This window comes from Maricaulis sp. W15 (assembly GCF_001924955.1).
GTDB classification, from domain to species: Bacteria; Pseudomonadota; Alphaproteobacteria; order Caulobacterales; family Maricaulaceae; genus Maricaulis; species Maricaulis maris.
In genome coordinates, this window is the sequence record NZ_LQXG01000012.1 from 211771 (window position 1) to 224898 (window position 13128).

13 protein-coding genes are annotated in these 13128 nt (G+C 63.4%); 8 read left to right on the forward strand and 5 right to left on the reverse strand.

The genetic code is table 11. The features are described 5' to 3' along the window. Positions 1-59: 59 nt before the first annotated feature. Together AWH62_RS06435 and AWH62_RS06440 are read right to left on the reverse strand one after the other, a co-directional pair. A complete protein-coding gene (locus AWH62_RS06435; RefSeq protein ID WP_075189658.1) occupies positions 60-1157 on the reverse strand; it encodes an LptF/LptG family permease in 1098 nt (365 codons plus the stop codon). Further along, a complete protein-coding gene (locus AWH62_RS06440) occupies positions 1154-2275 on the reverse strand; it encodes an LptF/LptG family permease (protein ID WP_075189659.1) in 1122 nt (373 codons plus the stop codon). Before AWH62_RS06440 ends, AWH62_RS06435 begins: the two co-directional genes overlap by 4 nt. 141 nt (positions 2276-2416) lie before the next feature. On the opposite strand from AWH62_RS06440, the gene AWH62_RS06445 reads away from it, so the two are divergent. The 4 genes from AWH62_RS06445 (at position 2417) to AWH62_RS06460 (ending at position 5107) form a co-directional block, all read left to right on the forward strand. Continuing rightward, positions 2417-3901 carry a leucyl aminopeptidase gene (locus AWH62_RS06445; protein ID WP_075189660.1) on the forward strand — a complete coding sequence of 495 codons (1485 nt, stop codon included), beginning with the start codon at positions 2417-2419 and terminating at the stop codon, positions 3899-3901. A 63-nt stretch (positions 3902-3964) separates the two neighbouring features. Next, complete coding sequence (locus AWH62_RS06450; protein WP_075189661.1) at positions 3965-4417, forward strand: DNA polymerase III subunit chi; 453 nt, start codon at positions 3965-3967, stop codon at positions 4415-4417. Next, entirely contained in the window at positions 4414-4749 is a 336-nt protein-coding gene (locus AWH62_RS06455) for an I78 family peptidase inhibitor (protein WP_075189662.1), read from the forward strand. Before AWH62_RS06450 ends, AWH62_RS06455 begins: the two co-directional genes overlap by 4 nt. A gap of 13 nt (positions 4750-4762) precedes the next feature. Then, positions 4763-5107, forward strand: a complete 345-nt coding sequence (locus AWH62_RS06460; RefSeq protein WP_075189663.1) for an I78 family peptidase inhibitor — start codon at positions 4763-4765, stop codon at positions 5105-5107. A 9-nt stretch (positions 5108-5116) separates the two neighbouring features. Here AWH62_RS06460 and AWH62_RS06465 read toward each other — a convergent pair whose 3' ends face one another. The 3 genes from AWH62_RS06465 to AWH62_RS06475 form a co-directional block, all read right to left on the reverse strand. Beyond that, a complete protein-coding gene (locus AWH62_RS06465; RefSeq protein WP_075189664.1) occupies positions 5117-5431 on the reverse strand; it encodes a hypothetical protein in 315 nt (104 codons plus the stop codon). A gap of 236 nt (positions 5432-5667) precedes the next feature. Further along, complete coding sequence (locus AWH62_RS06470) at positions 5668-8517, reverse strand: pentapeptide repeat-containing protein (RefSeq protein ID WP_075189665.1); 2850 nt, start codon at positions 8515-8517, stop codon at positions 5668-5670. 62 nt (positions 8518-8579) lie between these two features. After that, the gene (locus tag AWH62_RS06475) at positions 8580-10460 is read right to left on the reverse strand and encodes an ABC-F family ATP-binding cassette domain-containing protein (protein WP_075189666.1); all 1881 of its coding nucleotides are present in this window, start codon (positions 10458-10460) and stop codon (positions 8580-8582) included. A 96-nt stretch (positions 10461-10556) separates the two neighbouring features. Here AWH62_RS06475 and AWH62_RS06480 point away from each other — a divergent pair, with 96 nt between their 5' ends. From AWH62_RS06480 to AWH62_RS06495, 4 genes are all read left to right on the forward strand, one after another. Next, positions 10557-11435: a M28 family metallopeptidase gene (locus AWH62_RS06480; protein WP_075189667.1), complete on the forward strand. Its 879-nt coding sequence runs from the start codon at positions 10557-10559 to the stop codon at positions 11433-11435. Beyond that, positions 11432-11809, forward strand: a complete 378-nt coding sequence (locus tag AWH62_RS06485) for a hypothetical protein (protein ID WP_143742962.1) — start codon at positions 11432-11434, stop codon at positions 11807-11809. The genes AWH62_RS06480 and AWH62_RS06485 overlap by 4 nt, the downstream gene beginning before the upstream one ends. 106 nt (positions 11810-11915) lie before the next feature. Next, the gene (gene ndk, locus AWH62_RS06490) at positions 11916-12338 is read left to right on the forward strand and encodes a nucleoside-diphosphate kinase (protein WP_075189669.1); all 423 of its coding nucleotides are present in this window, start codon (positions 11916-11918) and stop codon (positions 12336-12338) included. A 143-nt stretch (positions 12339-12481) separates the two neighbouring features. Next, the gene (locus AWH62_RS06495; protein WP_083635049.1) at positions 12482-13108 is read left to right on the forward strand and encodes a LysE family translocator; all 627 of its coding nucleotides are present in this window, start codon (positions 12482-12484) and stop codon (positions 13106-13108) included. Positions 13109-13128: the final 20 nt, after the last annotated feature.

Sequence of the window (13128 nt, forward strand, 5' to 3'; positions counted from 1 at the left end):
GGCCCCCGCAGGCGGGTGAATATCATGACTAGCCGATGCCGACGACATCGTCCACGCCGTCAACCGTCTTCGGTCGAGGCAATGTAGATCAAAGCCAGCAATGCTGTCAGCGCCGGCGCCGACCAGGCGGCCGTTGCCGGCGGCAAGGCGCCCGAGACGCCGAACGAACTCAGCATTTCCTGGAAGAAAAACATCACGAAACCGGCGATGCCGCCGGCCATGGCAAAGGCCGCCGCCCCGCCCAGACGGTGCAGGCGCAAAGTCGCGGCGGCGGCAATCAGGGTTGAGGCTAGCAGGGTCAATGGCAGGGCAAGCAGGGCATGCAGGCGCAGTTCATAGCGCTGGGTTGCCAGCCCGGCTTCCCGGGCTGAGGTGATCAGGCGCGGCAGGTCCCAGAAGGCGACGCCCTCGGCCGAGCGGGCGCGTTCGAACAGGGCCTGGCGATTGATCGATGTCGGCATGGTGATCTCGCCGAGATCAAGGCGTGACGGCGTGGGTGTCCGCTCGACGGCGCCGGTTATCTGCCAATAGCCCGCATGCAACTCCGCTGATTCGGCATCAATGCGGCGCTCCAGCCGCGGTGTGCCGTCGCTGCCGGCGGCAAACTGGAAGAAGATCGGGTCGCGCAATTCCTGGCGCTGTTCTTCCAGCTGCGTGGCGGCGATCACGGTGAAGCCGTCGATATTGGTCTCGCGCAGCCACACCGGCTGGGCGGCGCCTTCGACGCGGCGGACATTCATCAGGCTGTCGCGCCGCGCTTCAAACTGGGCGTTGAGTTCAGCGGCAAGCGGGTTGAGGCCGGCGGCACCGATAATGCCGACCAGCACCGCAAGCGCCATTGGCGCGGTCAGGATGCGCCAGGCTGACATGCCCGAGGCCCGCATCACGATCAGCTCGCTCGAGCGGTTCAGCCGGAACAGCGATGTCAGGGTTCCAAACAGGAAGACGAAGGGCAGGGTGCTTTCGAGCAGCGACGGCGCCCGCAGCAAGGTCAGGCTGAGCAGGTCCAGTGTCGACACATCGACCCGCGTGCCGACGGCGCGCGATTGCTCCACGAAGTCGACCAGGATGATCACGGTGGCAATGGTCGCGAAAGCGAGCAGCAGGCCGCCAGCTGTCTGGCTGGCCATATAGCGATTGAGACGACCGCCGATCATGCGCTGGCCCCATTGGTTTGTGGTCGGCGTGGACGGGCCCGGGCAGGCCAGTAGATGACCGCAAGCGCGCCGATCATGCCGCCGATCGGGACCAGGTATTGGGCAAGATTCATCGCGGCATCATCGGCACTGGCCGACTGCATGGCGAAGCCCGCGAGCCGCAGCGCCAAGCCGGCGCTGACAGCGATCATCACCCGGCGGCCATATCCCATGCGGGAATGGTCACCGGCCAGGAAACAGGCGGCGGCGATCAGCGCGAAGGCGAGATTGTAGAGCGGTCCCGACAACCGGTAATGCGCTTCGGCCCAGGCGCGTTCCGGTCCGCCGGTGCGGGCGACCTCGGCGGCCGACGGCCACAGGAGTTCGTGCAGATAGCGGTCGGATTCCTTGAAGAACATGGCGTCGGCCGGGCCGACAAACTCGCCGAGATCGAATTCATAGCGGTCGAAATTGGCGTAGTAGAGTTCGCCGGCCGAATCGATCTGTTGCAGATTGCCGTCGATCAGCACCATGGCCGAGCGGTCGCCGGCGCGCACGACGACGCCTTCGCGGGCGGAATAGGTCGAGGCTTCGTCCTGGCCGCGACTGTCATGGATCAGGATGTCCTGCATCCGGCCGTCACGGTCGCGCTCGCGGGCATAGATGGTGACGCCCTGGCCGAGCTGCGAAAACGCCCCCGGCGTCACCAGGCTGGCGGCGACGTCCGAGCGCAGGGTGTGGAGCGAGCGCCGCATTTCGCGATAGGCGACCGGTTGCACGAGGAGATTTACAGCCAGGTTGGCGATCAGGACATAAACGCCAAGGCGCATGACGGGGGACAGCAGTCCGAACCGGCTCATGCCGGCCGCTGAGGCGATGACCAGTTCACTGTCGCTTGTCAGCCGGTTGAGGCTGGACAGGACCGCCACAAAAAGTGCGATCGGCACCAGCAGGGCGGTCAGGTGTGGCAGGGCCAGCGCCGTCACTTTGACGAAGGTCAGGGCAGTCTCGGAATAGCCGGATACCAGGTCGACATTCGACAGGCTCTGCGTCAGCAAGGCCAGGCCGGCAAAGGCGGCTGTCGCCGTCAGGAACGGCCAGAGCAACTGGTTGAAGAAATACCGCTGAACGAGAATCATGAAGCCGGCTTGTGCTGCGCGTTCAGCCTTCTATCTCTCTTCGTGATCGGATACCACTTCCGCGACACAAGTTTTCGGCGTCGGGTGCACACCCTTGCGCACAGAATAGTCACCCCATGCGACTGGATGAGAGGGAATACCATGAAAATCGAATTCGCTGCCGCTCCGAACGCTGCCGGCGCGATCGCCGTTCCGGTTTACGAGGACGCCACGCTGTCGCCGGCCGCTGCCGCGCTCGACACCGCATCCGGTGGTGCCATCAAGCGCGCCATCGCCGCCTCCCGCTTCACCGGCAAGCCGGCCCAGACGCTGGAAATCATGGCCCCGTCGGGCAGTGAGGCCAGCCGCGTCGTCCTGTTCGGCCTCGGTGCCAAGGACAAGCGCACCGCATCGACGCTGGAAAAGGCAGCGGCCGCTGTTGTCGCCAAGCTGCTGATCAGTGGCGAGACGACGCTGTCGATCCAGTTTGACGGTGAGACGGATGGCGATGGCGCCGCTCGCGCCGGCCTCGGTGCCCGTCTGGCGTCCTACCGCTATGACCAGTTCCGCACCAAGCTGAAGGACGAGCAGAAACCCTCTCTCGTCGAGCTGACCATTGCTGTCTCTGACGTTGATGGTGCCAAGGCGGCCTGGGCTGGCTGGGGCGCCGTGGCTGACGGTGTCGACCTGGCCCGCGAAGTCACCAACCTGCCGCCGAACATCCTGAACCCGGAAACCTATGCCAAGAAAATCGAAGGCATGGCCGAGCACGGCCTCGAGATCGAGATCCTCGACGAGGTCCAGATGACCGAACTCGGCATGGGCGCGCTTCTGGGTGTCGGCCAGGCTTCGGAATTCGAAAGCAAGATCGCCATCATGAAGTGGAATGGCGGCAAGGCGGGCGAAAAGCCGCTCCTCTTCGTCGGCAAGGGCCTGACCTTTGACAGTGGCGGCATCTCGCTGAAGCCGGGTGCCGGCATGGACGAGATGCGCGGGGATATGGGCGGTTCGGCCGCCGTGGTCGGCCTGATGCGCGCGCTCGCCGGTCGCAAGGCCAATGTCAACGCGATCGGTATTGTCGGCCTGGTGGAAAACATGCCCGACGGCAATGCCCAGCGTCCCGGCGACATCGTCACGGCGATGTCCGGCACCACGATCGAGATCCTCAATACCGACGCCGAAGGCCGCCTCGTTCTGGCCGATGTGCTCTGGTACGCGCAGGACCGTTTTGATCCCAAGCTGATCATCGACCTGGCGACGCTGACCGGTGCCATCCTGATCGGTCTCGGCAATACCCGCGCCGGTATTTTCTCCAACTCCGACGAGATCGCGGCCCAGCTGTCCTCGGCCGGTGATGCCTCGGACGAGCCGGTCTGGCGCCTGCCGCTCGGCCCGGATTATGAAAAGCATATCGAGACCAAGAATGCCGACATCAAGAATGTCGGTGAGGGCCGTCTCGCCGGCTCGATCTCGGCGGCGGAATTCCTCAAATGCTTCGTCAATGACAAGCCGTGGTGTCATATCGACATCGCCGGCACTGCCATGGGCGGGATGAGCGCCAAGGATGATCCGCGCCAGCCGAGCTGGGGCACGGGCTGGGGTGTGCGCATTCTCGACCGCTTCGTGCGTGACAATTACGAGGGCTAGGCCCATCGCTGATCAGGGCGGCCCGCGCGGCCGCCCTTTTCATATCGGCTGTCGGAGGGGACGATGAGCGGCGATCTCTGGTTCTACCATCTGGAACGCTCCTCGCTGGACGAGGTCCTGCCCGAGCTGCTGGAAAAGACCCTGGCGCGCGGCTGGCGGGCGCTGGTGCGCTCACCCGATGCCAAGCGCCGCGAGGCGATTGACCAGCTGTTGTGGACCTGGCGCGAGGACAGCTTCCTGCCGCATGGCCAGGTCGAGGCCGGATCACCGGAGCGCCAGCCGGTTCTCATTGCCGAGGACGAAGCCAATCCGAACGGGGCACAATGCCTCTTCCTGCTGGATGGGGCCGAACCCGAAAAACCGTCATCCTTTGACCGCATGATCGTCATGTTTGACGGGCAGGACGAGATGGCGGTGCAAGATGCGCGCGCGCTGTGGAAGAAAGCCTCGGGGCAGGACTGTACAGTGTCCTACTGGCGGCAATCGCCGGAAGGCCGATGGGAGAAGAAGGCATGACACGTTATTTGCTGATTGCGCTGGCCGGGCTGTCGGTCGCGGCCTGTTCCACGGGCGGCCATCCGATCGATGGCGGCGAGACCGTCATGCCGACGCCTGATTTTGACGGGGATGGCAGTGGCGACAACAGCGCTGATCCGCTTGCCAGCTGCGGTGCCAATGCCATGGGCTATCTCGTCGGTCAGCCGATCGCGGAGGTCGATCTGGAGACGCTGCACGGCAATATCCGCGTCATCCATCCCGGCATGCCGATTACCCGCGATTATCGCCGCGAACGGCTCAATCTTGACCTCGACGAGGCCGGTGTCATCCTGCGGCCCTGGTGTGGTTGAGCGAGTATTTCCCATGAAAGCGCATGTGATCATCCTGTCCTGCCTGCTGGCTGGCTGCGGACTCACGACCGGCGGCGCGACCTCGACGGACGAACGACAACTTGACGCCCTGCCGTCGCTCGGTTCGACCGAGGATGTCGATGGTGGCGAGGTCCGCGCCCCGATCACCGGCACGTGCGGCATGGAAAATCTCCAGCATTTCGTCGGACGACCGCGCGTGACTGTGCCCGCCAGCGCCATGCCGGAAAACTACCGCGTCGTCGGACCCAATTCGGTGGTGACGATGGATTACCGCCCCGATCGCCTGACGGTGCGGGTCGACGAATATGATATCGTGGAAAGCCTGGCCTGCGGCTGAACCGGGCGCTCAGCCCGCAAACAGGTGCTGCAGGCGCGCGGCGTGATGGCTGGTCAGCGACAGCGCATGACTGGCCAGCCAGGCGCTGACCGTGTGCGCGGTCTCGATGGCCGTTTCGCGATCCATCAGGCTGTCATCAGCCTCACCCGGATAATCGGGACCGTCATGCGAGTCCGGATCGGCGGCCATGACGATATCGACGCGGATATCGTCCGGGCTGTGAAAACTGTTGTCATGACGTGAGGCGGCGGGTCTGGGCGCGGTCGGCGAACCGGTCTTGCGGGAAAGTGTCGGACGCGGCGGCGGCGTGTTCTCGATCTTCATGATCCGCCTCCGTTCCGGCGCGGCGAACAGGCGAGAAAACTGCCGGGCTTTGAGGGCCCGGCATCGGCCAGATCAGCCAGTTTGTGTGTCGCCGGGCGGGCATCCTGTCGGTCGATGACGCCCGGCCACGCGCCTACGGATCCCATTGATCCATCCACCAATTGCTTCGATGCTCATATTATATGAGCGGAAGTGCGAATGGTTTCTTAACGGGACGAATTTGCGTTGAGAGAGGCTTAATTGATCTGGAATTGTCGCCGAAGTGCCAGCAGGGACAGGAAGATCAGCGCCGATGAAGCCAGGCCCTGGATCAGGGTCGAGACCAGCATCAGCCCGGTGAAGATGGGCGCTCGGTCGCCGAGATGGTCGAAGGCGGCACCATTTCCGGCGAGGACGCGCAAGGGACCGAGGGCATTCTTGAAGGCTAGGCCAAGCGTATCGGTCAGGCTGGGATGGATGGGGGCGTCCGGCGCCCACCAGACCCAATTCTCGGCCGCCACACTGCCGGCGAACAACGCAATTGCGAGGACCAGCAGGTTGAGCGCCGCAAAGCCGAGAGTCAGCTTGCCAAGCCAGATCAGCGGACGGGAGATCGAGGTGCCGTAATTGGTGATGATGCCGTATGCCCGTGAGAAACGGTAACCGGCCAGGGTGAGCGGCCCCTGCTTGTCCGGCTCTGCCGAGCGGTCAAAACGATGCTCGCGAGCGCGCAGCTCGAATGTGTAGAAAACCTGTTCCCGCGCCCGGTCATTCTCCTCCGCCATCGCCGTCTTGAGCGCCCGGCAACCCGCCTCCAGCGCCGCGAAGCGCTTGTCGCGGCCACGGCGTTCAAAGTCTGGGTCGGAATCTTCACCGGGATCAAATGCGTCGTCGCGGCCAGCGGCCGCCTCAGCCGCCTTCAGCGCGGCCTCGAATTGCCCGGAATCGGGATGGTCACTGTCGAGCAATATGCCCTGGTCCAGCCGGATGCCGTGAAAGGCGGAGAAAGGCAGGGTGGCGACACCCTTGAAGTCGAGCGGTTCGAAAAAGCGCGCGCCTTCAAAGGCGCTGTTGCGATCCTCGGCGCGCTGCGGAAAACGCACGCGGGAAAAATCGGCCAGGCCGTTGAAACTGGCGCCGCGCAGGCTGAGACGGTGTTGGAACGCGGCACCGGGGCGAACCTCGCTGCCGGACCTGTGCTGGTCCGCCCGCCCGAATTCGCAGGACTGGGCAAACCGTGCACTGCGGAAACTGGCTTCGCCGAGAAATCGTGCGGCGAGAAAGGTGGCACCGTGAGTGAATTCGGCTTGGTCGAACCTGGCATCACGAGACCCGTGAATCCAGAATGCCGTCTCGCGAGGCAGCCCCAGATCGCCGGGCAGGAGGCGTTGAAGGCCAAATATTGTGCCCCAGAAGTCAGCGTTTCCGCCGGAGAATTGCGCATGATAGAAGTTCGCGTTTCCGCCGGAGAATTGCGCTTGATAGAAGTTCGCGTCTCCGCCGGAGAATTGCGCTTCAGTGAAGTAAGCGTTTCCGCCGGAAAATTGCGCGTTCAAGAAGTTCGCGTCTCCCCCGGAGAATTGCGCTTGCCTGAAGTAAGCGTCTCCGCCGGAGAATTGCGCCTCTCTGAAGCCAGCGCCCCCGCCGGAGAATTGCGCTTGATTGAAGGAAGCGTCTCCGCCGGAGAATTGCGCTTCTGAGAAGTAAGCGTCTCCGCCGGAGAATTGCGCTTGATTGAAGTCAGCGTTTCCGCCGGAGAATTGCGCATGATAGAAGTTCGCGTTTCCGCCGGAGAATTGCGCTTGATAGAAGTTCGCGTCTCCGCCGGAGAATTGCGCTTCAGTGAAGTAAGCGTTTCCGCCGGAAAATTGCGCGTTCAAGAAGTTCGCGTCTCCCCCGGAGAATTGCGCTTGCCTGAAGTAAGCGTCTCCGCCGGAGAATTGCGCCTCTCTGAAGCCAGCGCCCCCGCCGGAGAATTGCGCTTGATTGAAGGAAGCGTCTCCGCCGGAGAATTGCGCTTCTGAGAAGTAAGCGTCTCCGCCGGAGAATTGCGCATGATAGAAGTAAGCATCTCCGCCGGAGAATTGCGCTTCTGAGAAGTAAGCGTCTCCGCCGGAGAATTGCGCTTGATTGAAGTCAGCGTTTCCGCCGGAGAATTGCGCTTGATAGAAGTAAGCGTCTCCGCCGGAGAATTGCGCTTCTCTGAAGCCAGCGCCCCCGCCGGAGAATTGCGCTTCAGTGAAGGAAGCGTCTCCGCCGGAGAATTGCGCTTCTGAGAAGTAAGCGTCTCCGCCGGAGAATTGCGCATGATAGAAGTCAGCGTCTCCGCCGGAGAATTGCGCTTCTGAGAAGTAAGCGTCTCCGCCGGAGAATTGCGCATGATAGAAGTCAGCGTCTCCGCCGGAAAATTGCGCGTTCCTGAAATTGGCGTCACCAAGGAAAGCCGCAGCGTGCATCCAGAGCGAAGACCCGAATTCGAGCGTGGACGCATCCACATTGTCCAGCCAGGCCGAGAAATTGGCGGCAAGGTGGAGCATTGCGGGCTCTGAATTTTTGTCTTCGGGGGTGGGCGGGCGGGGGAAGCGGCACAGGATGGCGCCGGACAGCTGGGTGCGATTGTCGGCCCCCTTGAATTCAGCCTTGCCGACCGCCGCGTCTGTTTCGCCGCCCAATTGGATCAGCCGGTCGACTTCGGCTTCCAGCGTCTGCCAGTCCTTCGCCTTCAAATCGGCTTTGAAGCTCGGTGTTCCATCCGAATGGGTGGGCGGCAGGTGCAGGATATGGAAGACAGCCTGGCCTTTGTCTTTGACCAGCAGGCCACCCAAATCCTCGTCCGTTCGCAGCCGACCTGTCGCGCTGTCCCAACGCAGATAGTCCTGTTGTGTCGCTGGACGCGAACCCTTTGGGGCTTTGACAGTCTCGATGCAACGGCCGTCGGGGGAGGCCGACCAGCCAAGCCATGGGTGCTTTGGCTCCCCGCCGGGACGCAGCGCCGCCAGTCCGTCCCAACTGAAATCCTGCTCGCGCCAGTGCGCCCACCACGCCGCCTCGCGCGCCGCTTTCTCAGCCGCCCGTTCGTCCTCTTTCGCCTGGTCGTCCGTGCTCATCCGTCCCCACGATCCTGAGCTGCATGGCACCCAAGTTCGCGTGTTCGCCGGTGGTGGTCAATCTACCCCGCCTGCGCCGCTTCCAGCTTCTCTTCCGCTTCCAGCCAGCTCAGCTCCGCCGCATCCAGCAGCTCCACCGCCTTGGCGCGCTTGATCTGGAGGTCGGTGGCTGTCTTGGGGTCTTTCTGGTAGAGGCCGGGGGCGGCGAGGGCTTTGTCGATGACGTCGATAATGCCGCGCAGGCGGTCGGCTTCCTTGTCCCAGCGGGCGATCTCGTCGCGCAGGGGTTTGAGCGCCTTGCGCTGGTCGGCGGCGGAGCGGCGGGCGATGCTTTTTTCGTCGGTGGCGGCAGTCTTCTTTTTCGGCCCATCCTTGGGTGCGCGGCCGAGCAGGGACTGGCGATAGGTCTCGATATCCTCGTCATAGGGTTTGACCGTGCCATCGCCGACCACCCAGAGCCGGTCGACACAGCTCTCGATCAGATGCCGGTCGTGCGAGATCAGGACGACGGCGCCCTCATACTCATTGATCGCCTGGATCAGGGCGGCGCGGCTGTCCATGTCGAGATGGTTGGTCGGTTCGTCGAGGATGAGGAGGTGCGGGCCTTCAAAGGTGATCAGGTTGAACAGGAGCCGCGCCTTCTCGCCGCCGGACAGCGTGTCGGCCGGGGTTTCCTGGCGGTCACCGGGCAGGCCGAAAGTCGCCAGTCGGGCCCGGCGCTGGGCCTCGGTGGCGTCGGGCATCAGCTCGATAATGTGCTGATAGGCCGACATGTCCGGTGACAGGCTGTCGATCTGGTGCTGGGCGAAATAGGCGATCTGCATCTTCTTGTGCTTGCGCAAATGCCCCTCGAGAGGGACCAGCCGGTCGCACAGGAGTTTCGCCATGGTCGACTTGCCGGCGCCATTGCGGCCGAGAATGCCGATCCGGTCCTCGGTGTCGATATTGAGATTGACGTCGCGCAGGACCGGCTTGCCCGGCGCATAACCGGCCTGGAGATTGACCATGCGCACGATCGGCGGCGCCATGCGGCGCTGCGGGCTGGGAAAGTTGAAGGGCGCCACCGGGTCTTCCACCTGGGTCGCCACGATCTGCATTTTCTCCAGCCGCTTGACCCGCGACTGGGCCTGTTTGGCCTTGGACGCCTTGGCCTTGAAGCGGTCGACAAAGGATTGCAGATGGCGCCGTTCGGCCTCCTGCTTTTCGACCATTTTCATCTGCAGGCGCTGTCGCTCGGCCAGCGCCTTTTCAAAATCATCATAGCCGCCATCCCAGACGGTCAGCTTGCCGTTCTTGAGGTGGGCGATCTTCTGCATCGCGCCGTTCAGGAGGTCGCGGTCGTGCGAGATCACCAGGGCGGCGCCGGGGAAGGTCTTGAGATAGCTTTGCAGCCACATCACGCCTTCCAGGTCGAGATAATTGGTCGGCTCGTCGAGCAGGAGGAGGTCAGGCCGGGCAAACAGGGTCGCGGCCAGGGCCACCCGCATGCGCCAGCCGCCGGAGAATTCGCGGCAGGGACGCCGCTGTTCCTCGCCGGTAAAGCCCAGCCCGGCGAGGATGGAGCCGGCGCGGGCTTCGGCGGTGTGGCTGTCGATATCGGCCAGCCGGGTCTGGATCTCGGCGATGCGATTGGGTTCGGTCGCGGTTTCCGCTTCGGCCAGCAGGGCGGCACGTTCGGTATCGGCGGCCATCACCACATCGATCAGGCTGTCATCCCCGCCCGGCGCTTCCTGGGCCACCGAACCGACACGCGCACCTTTCTGGACGCGCGCCTCACCGCCCTCGGTGGCGGCCTCACCGCGGATCAGGCGGAACAGGGTTGATTTGCCCGTGCCGTTGCGACCCACCAGACCCATCTTGGTCTTGGCCGGCAGGAAGAGCGTCGCCTGATCAAAGAGCATCCGCCCTTCAATGCGATAGGTGAGGTCATTGATGTGCAACATGGGAGAAGGCGGTTAGCGCGTGGCCGTCGGCGGCGCAAGCGGGTCTTACTCTTGCCTTATTGGCCGCCCAGCCTCGCTCAGGAGGGGGAGGTCGCGATGTTCCTGCGCTTTGTGGTGTGTCTGGTGGTCGTGTTGTGTGCGGCCGGACCGACGGGGGCGCAAGAGGCGCTGGTCGACTCGCAGCGCGACTTCATTGTTCGTTTCCAGGCCGCGACCGAGCCGGCCCGCAGCTCAATCCGTGAGCGTGCCGCCGCTGCCGATTTTCTGATGGCGGAGCTCGGGCGCCGAGGTCTGACGGCTGAGCGGAAGCCTTATCGCGCACCCAACATCCACCCGCTGCTGGATCTGATCATGCCGCCGTTCAGCGGGGTCAATGTGACCGCGACGATCCCTGCCACACGCAATGATGCTCCGGTCGTCATCCTTGGTGCCCACTATGACAGCGAAGCCGGCAGTCCGGGGGCCGACGACAATGCCAGCGGCGTTGCGGCCATGCTTGGTATCGCCGAGGCGATCGCCGCAGAGCCAAGGCGAGACTATACCGTGATCCTCGTTTTCTTTGACCAGGAAGAGGAGGGCAAGATCGGCAGTGCGGCTTTTGCGCGTCAGTTGGTCAATGCCGGCGAAGACATTCATTCCATGCACTCCATCGACATGGCAGGCTGGGACAGTGATGGCGACCGGGCAATCGAGATTGATGCCCCGGACAGCTGGTACCCGCGCTATGAACGGGCGGCGCGGCAGATGGATGTCCCCATCACCCGGGTCACGTATGACTCCAGCGATCATGTCTCCTTTCGTGATCGCGGCATTGATGCCATCTGCCTCGGCGAAGCCTTCCGCCTGCGCGATTCCTCGCCGCACCGGCATCGGTCAACTGACACCGCCGACACGCTCAATCACACCTATCTGGCCCGTAATACGCGCCTCATGCTCGGTGTCTTGCTGGGCCTGATCCGAGGGGAGGTGTCATGAGGTTGTCGCTACCTGTTGGCGTTTTGGCTCTGACCCTGGCCGCCTTCGCGGTGCGCGCCGTCATCTACGCCCTGATTGGGTCTCACCTTCCATTGGTCTTCATCCTCGCCGTCGCACTCGCCCTGTTCGCGGCTCATCTGGCCGGCCGTGGTGCCGGACGTGTGGCCGTGCGTGTCTGGGGGCTATGCCTTGTGATTTACGGGGTGTTCCGGCTCGGTCTGGCCGGCCTGCTTGTCGTCGCTCCGATCAGCTCCCCGCACGCGATCGCGAATACGGGGTGGGTCTTCGTGCTCGTGTCTGCGCTTTATCTGCTTGCCGGGGCCTATCTTGTCATCGCCTGGCGCAAGCCTGTCGAACCGACCGTGACCGGATAACACTCTGCCGCTTTTCAAGCGGTCGGTGGCCCGCTATAAGCCGCGCGAATCCACAGGCCGGGTGTGTGCCCGGACAATCACAGTTTCAGTCTCAAGGACTCCTCCCATGGCGACCCAACGCACCTTCTCTATCATCAAGCCCGACGCGACTGCCCGTAACCTGACCGGCGCCATCAATGCCAAAATCGAGGAAGCCGGCCTGCGCATCATCGCCCAGAAGCGCATCCGTCTGTCGCGCGAGCAGGCTGAAGGTTTTTACGGCGTCCACAAGGAGCGTCCCTTCTTCAACGACCTCGTCACCTTCATGATCTCCGGCCCGGTCGTGGTCCAGGTCCTGGAAGGCGAAGACGCCATCGCCAAGTATCGCACCGTGATGGGCGCGACGAACCCGGAGCAGGCTGATGCCGGCACGATCCGCAAGGATTTCGCCGAGTCAATCGAAGCCAACTCGGTGCACGGTTCCGACGCCCCGGAAACCGCAGCGGAAGAAATTCCCTTCTTCTTCTCGGACGACGAAATCGTCGGCTAATCCGAGCCGCAAAATCAGACAAAAAAGGCCCGGTATTCTGCCGGGCCTTTCTTTTTTGTGCGGACCGTATTGCATGCCGCAAACGGGGCTCCTAACTCCGCCCGGCTGGTGCGGTACCGGCTGGTGAGAGAAGGTCGCGCGACATGGATATGGCACTGCTTGCGAGCCTGGTGACCTTCGTCGTCATCATGTCGGTCACGCCCGGTCCCAACAATCTCATGATGATGTCGTCCAGCGCCCTGTTTGGTATCCGCGCGACCTTGCCACACTGGTTGGGAGTCAATATCGGTTTCAACCTTTTGCTCGCCGCCTCGGTGTTCGGACTGGGTGAGTTGATCGAGCGTTTTCCGGTGATGCTGGATCTGGTCCGCATCGGCGGGGCCTTGTGGCTGGCCTGGATGGCATTGACCTTTGCCCAAGCCGGTTGGGAGATTGGCCGGGCCGGCAGCCGGGCCGCCCCCGCAAAGGCGGACCGCTCGCGACCCTTTCGGTCCTGGGAAGCGGCGCTGTTCCAGACGATCAACCCGAAGGCCATCCTGATGGCAGTCTCGACTGCCGGTGCCTATGTCGCCCTGGCCGACACGCCGGTCGAACGGCTCGGGATATTCATCATCACCTTCATCCTGTTCGGCGCGCCGTGCGGACTGATGTGGATTTTCGTTGGCGGCGGGTTGAAGCGGTTCCTGGCCGATGGCGTATCGGCACGCTGGCTCAACTATGCGATAGCCGCCATCCTGCTCGCGACCATCGGGCTCATCCTCGCGGCCTGACGGCTCGCAGGCTGCACCTT